The organism is Spirosoma profusum (genome assembly GCF_014699005.1).
GTDB classification, from domain to species: Bacteria; Bacteroidota; Bacteroidia; order Cytophagales; family Spirosomataceae; genus Spirosoma; species Spirosoma profusum.
The window spans coordinates 194,115-211,110 of sequence record NZ_JACWZY010000005.1; the positions used below are offsets into that span (position 1 = coordinate 194,115).

Consider the following 16,996-nt stretch of genomic DNA (forward strand, 5'->3'; position numbering starts at 1 on the left):
CTCATCATTTTACGCATAAAACATGGCTATTAGAAAACTATCGGGGTTTTTAATTATTGAGTGCTTAATAGTGCTGCTTCTGGGTTCCTGCGCAGTCGTAAAACCCTTACCTCCCGAATTAGAATATTTTCAAACTAGCGATTCAATTTATCCAGCTCAGATAAAGACAATTCCTCCACCAGTATCACGAATCCAGCTAAAGGATATTTTAGGAATAATGGTAAGCAGTTCGAGTAAAGAGTATAATGACCTTCTGAATTTGAACAATGGGAGTTCACTACCTCAGGCAACATTTGCGCCTGGCTCGGCAAGCTCAGGCGCCCAGGTAATCGGTTATCCCGTCGATTCGTTAGGGTATATTACTATGCCTTTAATTGGCAAACAGAAACTGGCAGGATTATCTATAAAAGAAGCAGAAGAAAAACTACAGATTGAACTCGAAAAATCAATAAAATTTCCGTCGGTTACGATTCGATATATGAATCACAAGTTCACCATTTTAGGTGAAGCTAGTCGTGTAGGTACCTTCGGTTTATTAAATGATGAAACCACACTTATTGACGCTATAGCAGGCGCGGGTGATTTATCAATGTATGCCAAACGCGACAGCATAAAAATTATCAGAACAGTTAATAATAGAAGAGAGGTAGGAATTGTAAGCTTGAGAGGTACAGATGTATTTTCTTCTCCTTATTACTACGTTCGCCATGACGATATTATTTACGTAGAACCCAAGAAAACGAAGACTGTTCCAGAGCCACCTACAGCTGGTAATATGCTGATTCAGCGTACTGTTCTTTATCTGGGCCTTATAAGTACGCTTGCCACTGTAGCCACTGTGCTAACAAGGTTTTTTTTATAACAGACTGCGGTTACAGAAGCTAACGTATAGCCTTTTCTGAATAAGTGAACAATGACAATTAATAAAATTTCAATTAAGTCCTAAGACCCAATTTTTCGTAAAAAGGTGTCAGGCAAACTGACGTGATATTATTAATGGCATTAAGAAAATGAATAACGAGAATTTTGTTTTCGAGGAAGAAGAAGGCAGCACCGCTATCCTCGACTATCTGTATAAATTTCTTCGATATTGGTACTGGATCGTACTGTCGTTGATAATCAGCTTTGGGATTGCTTACGTTTATCTGAAAAAATTCACACCGGTTTATCAGGTAAGCGCTACGTTGCTTATAAAAGATGAGAAAAAAATGAATTCAGATGTAATTGAAAAATTAGATATGAATATCAGAAATAAACTCGTCGAAAATGAAATAGAAGTTCTGAAATCAAGGGCCTTAATTGGTCGTGTTGTTGACAAACTCAATTTAGTTGTATCGTATTGGAAAGAAGGGAAATTTAGGAATAGCGAACTTCATACAGAAAGCCCTATTGTTATCAAAGCCGAAGAGTTAACTCCATTTGCTTTTAAGACGCCTTTATACGTTAAAGTTGGTCCAAGTAATATGTTCCAATTGCTGGATGAAGAAAAAAACGACCTGGGTACTTATGAATATGGCAAATTAATTAAAAATAAATTCGGTGATCTGACAGTAACCGCTAGAGACAGTATACATAATCAAGCTCCCGCTACTGTTAAAGTAATATTCCGTAGCCGCGATGGTTTAGTTAATTATTTAATTAAGGGGTTGCAAATTGAATTACTCAATCCACAGAGTTCACTAATTTCGCTGGGCCTCGAAAGTGCAGTTCCTAAACAGGGGAAAGACATATTAACGGAGTTACTTAATGTATACTCCACCGCTTCACTGGAGGATAAGAACAAGGAAGCTGCTAATACATTACGTTTCATCGAAGAGCGTTTAAAGCTAATTACAGCTGAACTGGGTGGTGTTGAACAGAACATCGAGCAGTACCGTAAGGCACAGGGAGTCAGCGGCTTAAGTAGCGAAGCTGCCACTTTTTTAAAGAAAGTGGAAGATAACGACTCAAAACTCAACGAAATAAATGTGCAGTCCCAGTTACTAGACCGGGCTGAGGAATATTTAGCCAGCTCACAGGCGGGGGTTGTTGCGCCAGCTACCATGATGGGCGCTAGTGATGCTATACTAAGCGGTTATGTTAATCAGCTTTCACAACTTGAATCAGACCGCGCAAAACTGGCGCAGGCTGTTCAACCGGGCAATCCTTCTTTAGAAGCTTTAAATGCCCAGATTCGAACCGTCAAACAATCCATTAAAGAAAGCCTGAATAAACAACGGGCTAGTCTGACGGTTGCTAAGCAAAATTTGATGGGCATAAACAGTACTCTGGAAAGTGCCATACTAAAGATTCCTACAAAAGAGCGAGAATTTGTGGGTATTAAGCGGCAGGCTAATATTAAAGAAGATTTATATCTACTACTGCTGAAAACCAGGGAGCAAACGTCGCTTTCCTATGCCTCTACGGTTACAGACAGCCGGGTTGTTGACGCTCCCTATTCATCAGAAGGGCCAATTCGCCCCGATCGTGGCAATATTTATCTGATGGCCTTGTTAATTGGGCTGATTTTACCAATTGCCCTGATTGCTGGCAAAGAAGCACTAACTAATACGATTCAATCGAAGAAAGAAATTGAGAAAAAAACTGGCCTCAAAGTTTTCGGAGAAGTAGGTCTCCAGCCTAAAGGCGAAAAAGGAGAAATTATCGATACCAGAAGCCGAAATTTTGTGAGCGAGCAGATAAGAATGCTACGTTCCAATATGCGCTATCTATTTCTTGATACGCACGAAAGTATCGGCAAATCAATCCTCATTACGTCGTCAATCAGCGGTGAAGGAAAAAGCTTCATGACGTTAAATTTGGCGGCTTCGCTATCCTTGTTGGGCAAAAAAGTTGTGATTATTGGTCTGGATTTAAGAAAGCCCAGAATTCACGAACATTTGCAGGTAAGCAACAAAGTAGGCATGTCGAATTATTTAATTGGCCAATTGAGTTTGGCAGATATTATACAATCGACCTCTATCGAAAATCTGTATATGATTCCGAGCGGCCCTGTCCCGCCAAATCCTTCCGAATTAATTAGTAGAGGACGTATCAAAGAACTCGTTACAACGTTACGTCAGCCATTCGATTACATTATCATCGATACTCCTCCCATAGGCTTGGTTACGGATGCGCTCCTTTTGGAGTCCTGCACAGATGTTTGTTTTTATTTAATACGTCACGAAAAAACACCGAAATCATATTTATCGGCTATAAAAGAACTAAACGAAAAGAAAGTTTTTAGATCAATTAATATCATTTTCAACGCGATAAACTATAAAAATTCTCCTTCATACAGCTATGGTTATGGCCAGAGAAAAACAGAATATTACGGAGAAGAACCAGATAAAAAAAGTTGGTTAAAGAACTTAGTCACTAAAGACTAAAGGCCCATTTTTAGTTGAGCGCTTAGGTCAGGTTTACCTACAATCAGGCAATTTTATGTCAGTTGAGCACGATAAAATATCCATAGGTGTAATAGGCCTTGGATACGTTGGCTTGCCGTTAGCGGTTGAATTTGGAAAAAAATACGTAGTGAAGGGATTCGATACGAATAAGAATCGTATAAAACAACTGACAGAAGGTTATGATTATACGCTAGAAATTAGCGATACACAGATTGCCGAATCGCATTGTTTATCATTTACAAACGATATAGAACAGCTTAAAGCATGTAACGTATTCATTATTACGGTTCCTACACCAATTGATAATTTTAAAAAGCCAGATTTAAGTTTTCTAAATAAAGCTTCATTGTCGGTTGGAAAGCTTTTAAAAAAAGGAGATATTATCGTATATGAGTCTACAGTTTACCCCGGTTGTACTGAAGAAGATTGTGTTCCTATACTAGAAAAAAGTAGCAAATTAATATATAATAAAGATTTCTTCTGTGGTTATTCGCCGGAACGTATCAATCCAGGTGATAAAGAAAGAACACTGACAAAAATTCTCAAAATAACGTCAGGATCTACGATCGAAGCGGCCAATTTTATTGATAAACTATACGGCTCAATTATCGAAGCAGGAACGTACCGTGCCCCCTCGATTCGGGTAGCAGAAGCGGCTAAAGCCATAGAAAATGCGCAGCGGGATATTAATATTTCCTTTATCAACGAACTGGCGCTGATATTCGATCGCATGGGTATAGATACAAATGACGTACTCGAAGCCGCAAGCACCAAATGGAATTTCTTAAAATTTAAGCCGGGTCTGGTGGGTGGGCATTGTATTGGCGTCGACCCCTATTATCTAGTTCACAAAGCGCAAAGTCTTGGCTATCAGCCACAAGTAATTTCATCAGGGCGGCTCGTCAATGACCGAATGGGGATATTCGTTGCGAAAAAAATCTTAAAGCAACTCATTGCGAATGGAGTACAAATTCAGCAAAGTAATGTGCTCCTTTTGGGCTTTACCTTCAAAGAAAATTGTCCCGATACACGTAATACAAAGGTGATAGACATCTATCACGAACTGAAAGATTTTGGAATAACTGTTGATGTATATGACCCTTGGGCTTCAGCCTGCGCAGTATACGAAGAATACGGAGTTGAGTTATTGAGTGAAATTGGCAAAAATCAATACGATGGTATAATTATAACTGTAGCGCATCAGCAATTTTTCGATTTACAGATAAGAAAATTAAAGAAGAATGGAAAATCTATTGTTTTTGATATAAAGGCAATTTTTGATAGAGATCTGGTGGATATAAGATTATAAACACATTTCATTTGGCATATTTCTACTAACTCTTATACTAATGTCTTATAATCAATACAGTTTATCCGACGAGGGCTCGTTAAGTCCAGCTTATCATGACGCTCAGTTAGATATAATCAACATTAATTCTAAAGTACCTGAAATATCATCAACTAAAATTCAGGAGTATCTAACAAAATTTAGTCCTCGAGATTCATGGAAATTTATTCAAGTAAATTCGATTAAAGAAGGCCGTACTAGTCATAATTCAAAAGACATTTTTATTGATGATATAGTAGTCAAAACTGATGACCCTAATTTTATATTCAATTACATTCGAGAAACAATATCTACTGAGAATTACTTCGCCTTTAGAACAGCTACTGCAGAAAACCTAAAAACAAAACTTCAGGATACTTATTCTCCTTTTTTGTACTCTGTTTATTATCCGTTTTATTTTCTACTTAGAAGGCTGATTCCTAAACTAAAAGGGTTCAGGAAAATATGTAGGCTGCTCGAGTTTCCAGTCGATATGTCAAAGGCTGAAATAATAGGTAGACTTATTTATAAAGGTTTTAAAATTATTGACCTATTAGAAACTAATTACGAAACTATTCTGATTACACAGGTTAATCCAAGCGACAATCCGAGCGCATCAAAGCCCATAGCTTCTGAAGGATTCATTTTTACAATGAATCGGCTTGGGAAAAATGGGAAAAATATAGTCGTTTACAAATTACGGACGATGCACCCTTATGCCGAATACGTATTGGATTATCTGCATAAAGCACACGGACTCGATATTGGCGGGAAATTTAAAAACGATTTTAGAATCAGTACGACTGGCCGGACGCTACGTAAATATTGGATTGATGAAATCCCCATGTTGTATAATCTTCTAAAAGGAGATATAAAACTGGTCGGTGTCAGGCCCATTAGCGCGTACTATTTTTGTCTATACCCAGCTGAGGCTCAGGCCATCAGACACAAGTTTAAGCCGGGTTTACTCCCACCCTTTTATGCAGACATGCCTGGTACGTTCGATGAGATTGTCCAGTCGGAGATGAATTACCTACATCAGTACGAAAAGGCGCCTTTTAAAACAGACGTCAAATACCTCCTAAAAATAGCGACCAATATTCTGTTCAAAAACGCACGTAGCAAATAGTTTATTCAGAAAATGGTACAGAGTAACGTAGAGCAAATTCAGATGGTTGATTTAAAAAATCAATACCTAAAAATTAAACCATCTATCGATGCAGCAATCCAGGAATGCATCGATTCTACTACGTTTATTAAAGGTCCTCAGGTAGGTTATTTTGAAAAACAACTGAGCCAGTACCTGAATGTAAAGCACGTTATCAGCTGTGCCAATGGGACCGATGCCTTACAGCTTGCTATGATGGCACTAGGCTTAGAACCAGGTGATGAAGTTATCGTCCCGGCGTTTACCTACGTTGCTACTGCTGAGGTTATTGCTCTGCTCGGACTGAAGCCCGTAATGATTGACGTAGATGCCCAAACGTTTACTATTAGTCGTGAATTGGTTGAAGCAGCCATTACCAATAAAACGAAGCTGGTTGTTCCGGTTCATTTATTCGGCCAATGTGCTGATATGGAAGGGATTAAACAGCTCTGCAAGGCGCATAAAATTGCTATTGTCGAAGATACGGCTCAGGCTATTGGTGCTACGTATACGTTTAGCCAGGGTAGTATAATATCGGCTGGGACTATTGGTGATCTGGGTACTACGTCGTTTTTCCCTTCCAAAAATTTAGGTTGCTTTGGCGACGGTGGTGCTGTTTATACTAATAGTGACGTATTGGCCCAAAAGGTCAATATGATAGGTAATCATGGCCAGATTCGAAAATATCAGCATGAGCTTATTGGCATAAATTCCAGATTAGATACAATTCAGGCAGCCATTTTGATTGAGAAGTTAAAACATCTGGATCACTACGTTCAGGCGCGTCGGCAAGTTGCCGATATGTATGACCAGGCTTTCTATCATAATAGCGCTCTTGAAATACCTTTCCGGAATCCCCAATCAACGCATGTTTTTCATCAATATACCCTGAAAGTACCTGTTGCTGAACGTGATACGTTGAAAACGCATCTGGCTCTGAAAGGCATTCCCAGTATGGTTTATTACCCGATTCCGCTTCATCAGCAAAAGGCCTATCAAAACATTGGCAGGGTAGTCGGCGATTTGAACGTAACACTGGATTTATGTAACCGCGTATTATCGCTGCCTATGCATACTGAGTTGTCGACCTCTCAGGTCGAATATATTGCAGACACCGTCAATGACTATTTCTCCTAGTTCCGAGGAATCCGTATTTATTCATCCAACCGCCGTTATCGACGAGGGATGCGTGATTGGAGAAGGCACCAAAATCTGGCATTTCTGCCACATCATGCCCGGCAGCACCATCGGAAAAGGCTGTAACATTGGTCAGAACGTAGTAATTTCTCCGCAAGTAGTATTGGGCAACAACGTAAAGGTCCAGAACAACGTATCGATTTACACAGGTGTTACGTGTGCAGACGATGTATTTCTGGGGCCCTCAATGGTGTTTACTAACGTATCGAATCCACGTAGCGCCGTAAATCGCCGGAGTCAGTACGAGCCTACCTACGTTGGCAAAGGAGCCAGTATCGGGGCAAATGCGACAATCGTCTGCGGAAATACCATTGGTGACTATGCGTTTATCGGTGCTGGTGCTGTAGTAACTAAAAATATACCGCCGTACGCCCTTTTTGTTGGCAATCCAGCCCGGCAAATAGGCTGGATCAGTGCGTATGGCCATCGATTATCATTTGATGCGACCGGAAAAGCCACCTGTCCAGAGAGCGGGGGCATTTATGAACTGAAAAACGGTAGCGTTTCCGTCGTCGAGTAACTTCCACTTCCTTCCTCTATATGAAAAAATTCGCTCTAATTGGTGCGGCTGGATTTATTGCTCCACGACATATGAAAGCCATCCGCGAAACGGGTAACGTACTGGTGACCGCTTTCGATAAATTCGATTCGGTTGGGGTCATGGACAGCTATTTTCCAGATGCTAATTTCTTTACGGAATTTGAGCGCTTCGACCGACATATCGACAAGCTACGTCGCCAAGACAACCCTATCAACTACGTAACAATCTGTAGTCCAAACTACCTGCATGATGCGCATATCCGTTTCGGCTTACGTAGCGGAGCTGATGTTATCTGCGAAAAGCCGCTGGTACTCAACCCCTGGAACATCGACGCACTCGCCGAGATGGAAAACGAAACGGGTCGACGTGTGTTTAATATCCTTCAGTTGCGGTTGCATCCAGCTATAGTTGCCTTAAAAAACCGGATTGATGAGGGACCAGCGGATAAAATTTATGATTTGGATCTAGCTTACATTACATCGAGAGGCAAATGGTACAATATCAGTTGGAAAGGCGACGTAGCAAAATCAGGGGGTATTGCGACGAATATTGGGGTTCATTTTTTTGATATGCTCTCCTGGATTTTCGGCGGTGTGAAAAAAAATCTTGTCCATATCCGCGAGAAGAATACAGCCTCGGGCTATCTTGAATTGGAAAAAGCACGTGTTCGCTGGTTTCTCAGTACTGATTCTGAATCGTTGCCACAGGCGATTAAGATGAAGAACAAGCAGACGTATCGCTCCTTACAGATTGAAGGCGAAGAAATCGAATTTAGTGACGGCTTTACGGATTTGCACACAAAAAGTTATGAACAAATTCTGGCGGGTAATGGATTCGGTCTACTCGAAGCCATCCCATCAATTGAAATTGTTCACGTTATCCGAAATACCAGTCTGACGCAGCTTAACAGCGATTATCACCCGCTCGTTCAGCAGCTACGTTATCGCATTGCTGCCTGATGCAACGTAACATCCAAACTAATTTGAACACTATCAGTTAATAACCCGGCCATTACGTGACTTCTACTAACGATACGTATTCGCACTCAATAACGCCCCACAACAGCCTGTTCGATTTTCGGCTAGCCGAACTTTGGCAGTACCGCGATCTGGTTACATTATTTGTCAAGCGTGATTTTGTAGCAAAGTATAAACAGACCGTTTTGGGGCCAGTATGGTTTTTTATTCAGCCTATTTTTCAATCACTTGTATTAACTGTTGCCTTTGGACGCATGGCCGGGCTACCTACCGATGGAATTCCTCCTATTCTCTTTTATTTAGCAGGAATAACAGCCTGGAATTATTTTTCCAACTGCCTCCGCGCCACCTCGAATACTTTTGCGGCTAATGCCCATTTATTTGGTAAAGTCTATTTTCCGAGAGTAGTGACTCCTATCTCAGTTGTTCTCAGCAACCTGATTCAATTTGGAATTGGCCTACTATTATTCCTGATAATCTACCTCTATTACATGCTTACCGGAAGTCACTTCCACCCGAATAACACTTTGTTTTTATTGCCAGTACTCATTTGTAGTATGGGAATTATGGGGCTCGGCTTAGGAATGCTTATTTCTTCGTTAACAACTCGTTATCGTGATTTACAATATTTGGTCGACTTTGGTATGCAACTACTTATGTATGCAACACCTGTAATAATTCCACTGTCGGCCATACCCGTAAAATATACACCCATTATGTTGATCAATCCAATGACTGGCATTATCGAAACATTCAAATACAGTTTTTTTGGAGCGAGTATATTTTCATGGCAATTATTAAGTTATTCAATAGGGTTTTCTATTAGTATTTTTTTGATTGGATTTATCATATTTAATAATACAGAAAAGAATTTCATGGATACCGTATAATTTATTAGTTAATCAAATATGTCAATAAAGAAAACTTACAAGCTTTAGATGATTGCTCAGTTTTTTGTTTCACTATTATACATTTTCTGTTTCCTAACTGTCGGAGGGATACTAAAAAGGCTAATAAGCTGGTCAACTTCTTACTATTATGATTTCTTAATTGGTTTTGCCTGCACAAATGCCGTTTTTACATTCATTTCCATATTTTTACCTGTAAATGAATCTATATTGTATATTTTTTTGATTATCTTGTTTTCATTAACCATCATTTATAAAAAATGGCTAATAACGTATATCTATCAATTAGTTAATCATTCACTCACCAAAGCGAAGCAAAGCCCAGTCATTCTCATTATTATAGGGCTATTTATCATAATTACTTTTTTCCAATCATTATATACTCCTAACCTTCATTATGATACAGCTTTATATCATGTCCCAGCCATCAAATGGATTAGAGAACATTCGACAATAGCAGGATTGGCTAATCTGAACATTGTATTAGGATATAATTTCAATATCTTTCCATTATATGCAGCCTTTTCATTTGAAAATTTATTTGGACAAGCTATTTACGCAATTAATTTTACTACTGTTTGTGCCTTCAGTTTATGGCTATTCTCAATGATTGTCAACTCTCTACATTCCAAACATCGTTTATTGGGAGCGGTTTTTGTTTTGATTATTTATAACTTAATCAATTATTACTGGCCGCACGTATCAACTACATCAAATGATATTATAGTATATATTCTAGTAGTTTCTATATTATTAATAGGTATTACGTATCAATCAAATAGAGATAATATCTTCCCAATAGTTATTTTATCAGCATATGTCATTACAATAAAACTATCAGCAGGACCAGTTTTAGCAATAGCAATCTACATTTTCTTTTCTAAAAATTATTGGCAGCACGGCAGAAAAGCCCTTACAACAATTTTCATTAGTGCATTTATTTTAGTCCCTTGGCTTATAAAAAATATACTCATCACGGGTTGGCTTGTATTTCCATTCCCATATATAGATCTCTTTTCATTTGACTGGAAAGTTCCTTTAAGTGACGTAATACTTCAAAAAAAAGTAATCGACACATATTATTTACCAGAAAAGGGAGGTTCAGGAATTCACCAAATTACAGTATGGTTTTTTGATCAATCCAGCATAGACATCATAACTATGGCGACGACTTTTATGTTGTTATGTATCGTATTCGCCAAACTGATTATAAAAAGAATAACAATTGTTCCGTTATATACGGCTTCGATTATTGTGTCAACATTAGGGATTCTATTCATGTTTTTGAGTTCGCCGAGCCTGAGATACTGTATATCATTTTTCCTATCAGCTATTGTATTATGTATCAAACTCTTAGATACACATCAGGCTTTCTATAGATATGCTTTCTTTGCAGCAGGGATTTTAGTTACTGTTACCTTTTTAAAAGGCAATTGGTATCATCCTTGGCACTTCGCTAAAAATATAAGCCACAGACTGTTGATACCATATCCTTTAGAATCAGCCAATACACCAAAATACAGCTACTTTCTGATTGATAATAAAATTAAATGTTACTATCCCCTTGATACTGATCAGTGTTTTAATCATGCCTTACCATGTACCTCTCATTTACTAAATAATATACATTTGAGAGGATTAACGATTGAAGAAGGATTCTACAAAGCAGAACTGAGTAAATAAACTCATGAAGCCAATAATTAAAGTAGAGAATATCTCGAAACAGTACCGCCTGGGTAACATTGGGTTAAATACAATTCGAGATGATTTCCAACGCTGGTTATATCGAATCCAAGGTAAAGAAGACCCTCTTCTAAAAATAGGTGAAGTAAATAATCGAAAGCTAAAAGGCTCAAGTGAATATGTCTGGGCACTAAAAGACATTACTTTCGAAGTAATGCCAGGTGATATACTCGGAATTATCGGTGAAAATGGAGCTGGGAAATCAACCCTGCTAAAAATACTCTCTAAAGTAACCGGACCAACAACAGGACGCATCGATTTTAATGGCCGGATAAGCAGTTTACTTGAAGTTGGCACTGGTTTCCATCCTGACCTGACGGGACGAGAAAACATCTTTTTGAACGGGGCAATTTTGGGGCTCAATAAACGAGAAATACGTAGTAGACTCGACGAGATTATTGATTTTTCTGGTTGTGAACGTTATATAGATACGCCCGTAAAGCGCTACTCAAGTGGTATGATTGTTCGTCTTGGATTTGCGGTTGCCGCTCATCTGGAGCCTGAAATATTAATAGTTGATGAAGTTCTGGCAGTGGGGGATGCTGAATTCCAGAAAAAAGCTGTTGGAAAAATGCAGGACGTAAACGTAAAAGAAGGGAGAACAGTCCTAGTGGTAAGTCATAATATGACAATAATGAACGAACTATGTAATAGAGGTATACTATTAGAAAACGGAATAATCAAGTGCGATACAACAATCAATAATGCCATATTCAACCATATAACCAGCAACAATGCAGTAACAGAAAAAAAATGGTTAAATGGTAATGCACCTGGTAATGACAAAATAAAATTAAGAAAGGCATATATAATTAATAAAGAAAATAAGCCCATTAATCACGCTTATATTAACGAAGAAATAGGGTTCTGTGCTGAATATGAACTGTTAAGTGAATTAAGTTTTTTTACGCATGGAATAAATGTCTTCAATAGCATGGATATTCATTTATTTTCGTCGCATGATAATGTAGAGATTGAAAAAGATAAAAAATTTAAGCCAGGTTATTACAAAACTACTGTTTGGATTCCAGCAAATTTACTTCAGAGTGATTATATTAAGATTAGTTTTGCATGCATGAAATATAATCCATTTGAGCAATTATTTCATGAAATTAATGTACTTAGACTCAATGTACTCGAACCAGAAGTATCATTAACAAGAAATGAAAGCTACAAAGGGAAATTACCTGGGCTAATCAGGCCCTGTCTAAAATGGGAAGAACGGCAATTAATTTAACAAATTAAAAAGTTAAACGAGTAACATGGAATTCACAGGAGAAAGGTATTTACCAGAATTGTCAGGGGAGATTGCCTGCGAGCATTTGAATCGGTATTATTTCGTCATAAATCAGTTAAATCTTAAGAACAAGACAGTATTAGATATAGCTTCAGGTGAGGGATATGGCTCTAATCTCATTGCTCAGTTCGCAGAGCATGTATACGGGGTAGATATCAGTACTGAAGCTATTAATCATGCTCAAAAAAAATATAAAAGAAAAAATTTAGCTTTCATTGAGGGTGATGCCACCTTAATTCCATTAGAAGATAACTCAGTAGACATCGTAATAAGTTTTGAAACAATTGAGCATATAGATAAACATCAGGAGATGATCGATGAAATAAAGCGTGTATTAAATAAAGATGGTTTATTAATCATTTCATCACCGGACAAATTGCATTACAGCGACGAGATTATCCATGTAAATCATTTTCACGTAAAAGAGCTCTACGGTGACGAGTTCAAATCATTAATCAATAAGAATTTTAAAAATTCATTATTTTTCAGTCAGAATATTTTTGTGGGATCTATAATAACATTAGATGAAGAGAAGAATGAGTATAAAAAGCCATTAGTGGTTAGCAAAAATGGAGAGAATAAATTATTAGAACCGAAATATAATCTTGCAATAAGTACAGACGGTGACGAAATTAGATTAAATTATACTACAGTTAACTATGCAGAAACGAATAGAATTATGTCTCGTGATGAGTTCATGTATGATGAATTAATTAGCGAGAATATGAAAGGGCAACTAAAAGTATATGATTCATTGTCATATAGATTAGGCAATTTAGTAATTAAACCGGTGAAGCAAATAAAGAATCTAATATCAACAATGTTTAGCGATTCCTCAAAAATACAGAGGCATTAAGTTTAATATATAAGTAGGCAATTAGATTATTTTAAAAAATTGCAAATATGAATTGTAAGTTTAATTTAATTTAAATAGTCGATTCAATCATAGGCAAATTCATATATGTCAAAAAAGATTGTGGTTGTAATACCCTTGTATAAATCAAAAATCAGCTTTTTTGAAAAAAAATCCTTTATACAGTGTTTGATAGTATTAAAAAATTATGATATATGCATAGTTTACCCAAATAGCTTAGATATAACTTTTTACAAATTTCATTTAAAAAATGCTAGTGTGAGTTATTCAGAGAAACATTTCGATGATTATTATTTTAGGGATATAAACGGTTATAACAATTTAATGCTCTCGGTCAACTTCTATCAACAATTTATCGATTATAGTTTTTTATTATTATATCAGTTAGATGCTTATATTTTTAAGGATAATCTTAAAGAATGGTGTAATAAAAGTTATGCATTCATTGGCGCACCCATACATGATGATATTTTAACAATAATTGAACAAAAGTATTTATCAGATTTTGAAACAGGGATAAAGAAATCGATATCATTTATGAATGGAGGTTTCTCACTCAGGCACATTCAAAACACTATTAATTTACTGCAAATTAAAGAACAAAGGATTCAATTATTATTAAATAAGAATTGGCCGGAAGACATGATAATAACTTTACTGTTAGGCGAGGACAATAATAATTTACCAAGTAAATGTGAGGCTGCAAACTTTGCTTTTGAAGCACACCCTCGTGATGCATATAAAACTAACCTAAAGCAACTACCAACAGGATGCCACGGCTGGTATAGAAATGATTTTGGTATTCACGATAACATGTTTTGGTTTAAACATATTATACCTGTCTATTATTACAAAATTCAATTTCTTAATCAATTCCAACATATTTTTATGAAATATGCGAAGCGTCTAAACCGATTTGTGAATTATTTAAGATTTTCAAATAACTGATCCTGAATAATTACCGGCAAAAATGATTTCACTGATTGTATCTTCACACAAAGAAGACTTGTTTCAAAAGTTCTCAAAATCAGTTGAAGAAACAATTGGCATTGATTATGAAATAATACAGATATTTAATCAGGGACAACTTGGTCTATGTGAAGCATACAATTTAGGTTTAAAATTAGTGAGCCATCCGTACATCTGCTTTGTTCATGAAGATATTACATTCAATACAAATAATTGGGGAGAAGTATTAATACAAGACTTTGAAAGTGACTCCTCCATTGGTTTAATCGGTGTCGCTGGATCTGGTTATAAATCTTGGGTATTATCTGGCTGGCATACGTCTCAACATGATCCCACAAGATTTATTGCCGTAAATATTATTCATACTGGCTCTGGAAAGCCAGTTCACTACAAAACAAATATTACTAATAATAATTTAGTTCAGGTTGTTTCAATTGATGGCTGCTTTATGTTCACGCATGAAAAAATTGTCAATGAAATTTCATTCGATCAAACATCGTTTACAAATTTCCATTGTTATGACATTGATTTTTCTCTTCAAGTAAATAAACGTTATAAAGTGATAGTTGACTTTAACATTCTATTATCACATGTATCAGCAGGCAGTTACGACAAGTTGTGGTTCTTCGAGACTATTAAATTGCATAATAAATGGAAGAAAGAACTTCCTTGCTCGGTAACAAGTACAAATAATTTAGAAAAGGCAAAAGAGGAAGAAGCTGCTTTTTATGGGATAGTGAATGCTATCTGCATTAACAAAATTAACTTTTACCAGATATTTAAAATATACTTTTCGTTAAATTATCTTAATTTAGTTGGTATAAAAAACTGGATGCGCACCCTACGTATTTCATATAGTATAATTAAAAATTACTATTAAAGGAATTATTATTGTTACATATTTTGCTGAATTTCGTTACTTTTATGGGTGGTTTAGGTAATCAAATGTTTGCTTATGCCTTTTATCATTCTTTAAAAAAGAGGAAGCTTCGTTCTCTAGTAATCATTAATCCATTGTTAAGCGAAACTCAGCATAATGGGTATGAAATTCAAAAAATTTTCCCTGATACAGACAATGTAAAATATGAAGTCTATAATAATAGAAACTTTAACATCATAAAAAAAATACTATTTAAAGAAATTGAACAAACTAATGTTGGCTATTTTGATTCATTTATTAACAATAATTATCCATTTCTAATTTACAAGGGTTTTTGGCAGTCTGAACTATATTTCGCACCATGTGAAAAGGAAATAAGGAAGATTTTCAAGTTCAATAATGCATTAGTTAGCGATATTACTAATACAACTCTGATAGAAATACAAAATACTAATTCTGTAAGTATCCATATACGTAGAGGGGATTATATTGGTAACTCTGAGCTTGGTGATGTTTGTTCAATTGAATACTATAAAGAATCTATAAAGTATATATCACAAAAAACTAATAACCCAGTCTTTTATATATTTTCTGATGATACTGAATGGGTTAGAAATAATTTTGAAGGTTTCAGCTATACGTTAGTCGACTGGAACAAGGGAAATTCTAGTTGGCAGGATATGTATCAGATGAGTCATTGTAAGCATAATATTATTGCAAACAGTAGTTTTAGCTGGTGGGGCGCCTGGTTAAATAATAACCCTGATAAACTGGTGATTGCACCAAAAAAATGGTTCAATCACTTACCAGATAATGATATTGTTCCTCAATCTTGGATTAGATTATAACAATATGAGTCAGGAAAGCAGTTGTCTTGTAAGCGTTAATATAATAACCTATAATCACGGCAAATATATTGAAGAAGCTATTAATGGGGCTTTAATGCAAAAAACTACCTTTCCTTTTGAGCTAGTTATATGCGATGATTATAGTACAGATTCAACAAGAGCTATTCTAAATAAATATCAGCGAAAATATCCAGATATGGTTAAACTTAGGTTTAGAAATAAAAACTTAGGTTTAAAATCTAACTATTTTGACAACATTAATGCTTGCAGTGGTAAATATATTGCGATATGTGAGGGTGACGATTACTGGACAGATGAAAATAAATTGCAAAAGCAAATCAATTTTTTAGAAACTAATTCAGAATATAGTATGTGTTTTCACAGTGGCCTGGAAATGCACGAATATGAAAATCTTAAGTCAACATCTAATATTTTTAGCGTTGTATATGAACGCGAATATACTGGTGAAGAGATATTGTCAAATTGGTTAATTCCAACAGCATCAGTAGTTTTCAAGAAACCATCTTCGTTAGATTTCAAATATTTAGAAAAGTTTTTATTTTATGATATTATCTTATTCTTAAAACTTTATGAAAATGGGAAAATATTTTGCCTTAATGATGTAATGTGTGTATATAGAAGGCATCCTAATAGTGTCACCAATAGCAATTTGAGTTATTTATCTTATATACAGCATTTAATATATTTAAATAAAGAGTTCCACGGAAAATATGCCGCTATTGTTAATAGGTGTATTGCTCTTGAGTATATGAAACGGTCTAAATATGCTTTCAATAGCCGGTCAATCTCGTTTATTAGTCATGCATTTAAATCCATTTGGCACGATAAAAATCCTCTGATATCATTACTTGCTGCAAAACTTAGTTTTTAAAGGGTAA

General features: G+C 36.2%; 15 protein-coding genes. All 15 read left to right on the forward strand.

The genetic code is table 11. The features are described 5' to 3' along the window. Positions 1–22 precede the first annotated feature (22 nt). The 15 genes from IC229_RS08450 (at position 23) to IC229_RS08520 (ending at position 16,989) form a co-directional block, all read left to right on the forward strand. Positions 23–862 carry a polysaccharide biosynthesis/export family protein gene (locus tag IC229_RS08450; protein ID WP_190886517.1) on the forward strand — a complete coding sequence of 280 codons (840 nt, stop codon included), beginning with the start codon at positions 23–25 and terminating at the stop codon, positions 860–862. 148 nt (positions 863–1,010) lie between these two features. Continuing rightward, positions 1,011–3,368 (forward strand): GumC family protein, encoded by a 2,358-nt coding sequence (locus tag IC229_RS08455; RefSeq protein WP_190886518.1) that lies wholly within the window; start codon positions 1,011–1,013, stop codon positions 3,366–3,368. A 55-nt stretch (positions 3,369–3,423) separates the two neighbouring features. After that, positions 3,424–4,698, forward strand: coding sequence for a nucleotide sugar dehydrogenase (locus IC229_RS08460; RefSeq protein WP_190886519.1), 1,275 nt, complete (start codon positions 3,424–3,426; stop codon positions 4,696–4,698). 40 nt (positions 4,699–4,738) lie between these two features. Further along, positions 4,739–5,845 (forward strand): sugar transferase, encoded by a 1,107-nt coding sequence (locus IC229_RS08465; RefSeq protein ID WP_190886520.1) that lies wholly within the window; start codon positions 4,739–4,741, stop codon positions 5,843–5,845. Positions 5,846–5,857: 12 nt separating this feature from the next. Beyond that, complete coding sequence (locus IC229_RS08470; protein WP_190886521.1) at positions 5,858–7,000, forward strand: DegT/DnrJ/EryC1/StrS family aminotransferase; 1,143 nt, start codon at positions 5,858–5,860, stop codon at positions 6,998–7,000. Next, positions 6,984–7,580, forward strand: a complete 597-nt coding sequence (locus IC229_RS08475; RefSeq protein WP_190886522.1) for an acyltransferase — start codon at positions 6,984–6,986, stop codon at positions 7,578–7,580. The genes IC229_RS08470 and IC229_RS08475 overlap by 17 nt, the downstream gene beginning before the upstream one ends. 20 nt (positions 7,581–7,600) lie before the next feature. After that, positions 7,601–8,560, forward strand: a complete 960-nt coding sequence (locus IC229_RS08480; RefSeq protein WP_190886523.1) for a Gfo/Idh/MocA family oxidoreductase — start codon at positions 7,601–7,603, stop codon at positions 8,558–8,560. Positions 8,561–8,616: 56 nt separating this feature from the next. Continuing rightward, positions 8,617–9,468 (forward strand): ABC transporter permease, encoded by an 852-nt coding sequence (locus tag IC229_RS08485; RefSeq protein ID WP_190886524.1) that lies wholly within the window; start codon positions 8,617–8,619, stop codon positions 9,466–9,468. Positions 9,469–9,516: 48 nt separating this feature from the next. Then, positions 9,517–11,169 carry an LIC_10190 family membrane protein gene (locus tag IC229_RS08490; RefSeq protein WP_190886525.1) on the forward strand — a complete coding sequence of 551 codons (1,653 nt, stop codon included), beginning with the start codon at positions 9,517–9,519 and terminating at the stop codon, positions 11,167–11,169. Positions 11,170–11,173: 4 nt separating this feature from the next. Further along, positions 11,174–12,466, forward strand: coding sequence for an ABC transporter ATP-binding protein (locus IC229_RS08495; RefSeq protein WP_190886526.1), 1,293 nt, complete (start codon positions 11,174–11,176; stop codon positions 12,464–12,466). A gap of 25 nt (positions 12,467–12,491) precedes the next feature. Beyond that, positions 12,492–13,382, forward strand: coding sequence for a class I SAM-dependent methyltransferase (locus tag IC229_RS08500; protein ID WP_190886527.1), 891 nt, complete (start codon positions 12,492–12,494; stop codon positions 13,380–13,382). A 105-nt stretch (positions 13,383–13,487) separates the two neighbouring features. Further along, positions 13,488–14,348, forward strand: a complete 861-nt coding sequence (locus IC229_RS08505) for a DUF5672 family protein (protein ID WP_190886528.1) — start codon at positions 13,488–13,490, stop codon at positions 14,346–14,348. 22 nt (positions 14,349–14,370) lie between these two features. Next, positions 14,371–15,249: a glycosyltransferase gene (locus tag IC229_RS08510; protein WP_190886529.1), complete on the forward strand. Its 879-nt coding sequence runs from the start codon at positions 14,371–14,373 to the stop codon at positions 15,247–15,249. Positions 15,250–15,272: 23 nt separating this feature from the next. Further along, positions 15,273–16,097, forward strand: a complete 825-nt coding sequence (locus tag IC229_RS08515) for an alpha-1,2-fucosyltransferase (RefSeq protein ID WP_223833922.1) — start codon at positions 15,273–15,275, stop codon at positions 16,095–16,097. Between the two features lie 4 nt (positions 16,098–16,101). Next, positions 16,102–16,989 carry a glycosyltransferase gene (locus IC229_RS08520; RefSeq protein ID WP_190886531.1) on the forward strand — a complete coding sequence of 296 codons (888 nt, stop codon included), beginning with the start codon at positions 16,102–16,104 and terminating at the stop codon, positions 16,987–16,989. Positions 16,990–16,996 lie beyond the last annotated feature (7 nt).

Bases quoted from the DNA above. Each gene is read 5' to 3' on its own strand.
- IC229_RS08450 (WP_190886517.1), top strand. From the start codon at position 23: ATGGCTATTAGAAAACTATCGGGGTTTTTAATTATTGAGTGCTTAATA.
- IC229_RS08455 (WP_190886518.1), top strand. From the start codon at position 1,011: ATGAATAACGAGAATTTTGTTTTCGAGGAAGAAGAAGGCAGCACCGCT.
- IC229_RS08460 (WP_190886519.1), top strand. From the start codon at position 3,424: ATGTCAGTTGAGCACGATAAAATATCCATAGGTGTAATAGGCCTTGGA.
- IC229_RS08465 (WP_190886520.1), top strand. From the start codon at position 4,739: ATGTCTTATAATCAATACAGTTTATCCGACGAGGGCTCGTTAAGTCCA.
- IC229_RS08470 (WP_190886521.1), top strand. From the start codon at position 5,858: ATGGTACAGAGTAACGTAGAGCAAATTCAGATGGTTGATTTAAAAAAT.
- IC229_RS08475 (WP_190886522.1), top strand. From the start codon at position 6,984: ATGACTATTTCTCCTAGTTCCGAGGAATCCGTATTTATTCATCCAACC.
- IC229_RS08480 (WP_190886523.1), top strand. From the start codon at position 7,601: ATGAAAAAATTCGCTCTAATTGGTGCGGCTGGATTTATTGCTCCACGA.
- IC229_RS08490 (WP_190886525.1), top strand. From the start codon at position 9,517: ATGATTGCTCAGTTTTTTGTTTCACTATTATACATTTTCTGTTTCCTA.
- IC229_RS08495 (WP_190886526.1), top strand. From the start codon at position 11,174: ATGAAGCCAATAATTAAAGTAGAGAATATCTCGAAACAGTACCGCCTG.
- IC229_RS08500 (WP_190886527.1), top strand. From the start codon at position 12,492: ATGGAATTCACAGGAGAAAGGTATTTACCAGAATTGTCAGGGGAGATT.
- IC229_RS08505 (WP_190886528.1), top strand. From the start codon at position 13,488: ATGTCAAAAAAGATTGTGGTTGTAATACCCTTGTATAAATCAAAAATC.
- IC229_RS08510 (WP_190886529.1), top strand. From the start codon at position 14,371: ATGATTTCACTGATTGTATCTTCACACAAAGAAGACTTGTTTCAAAAG.
- IC229_RS08520 (WP_190886531.1), top strand. From the start codon at position 16,102: ATGAGTCAGGAAAGCAGTTGTCTTGTAAGCGTTAATATAATAACCTAT.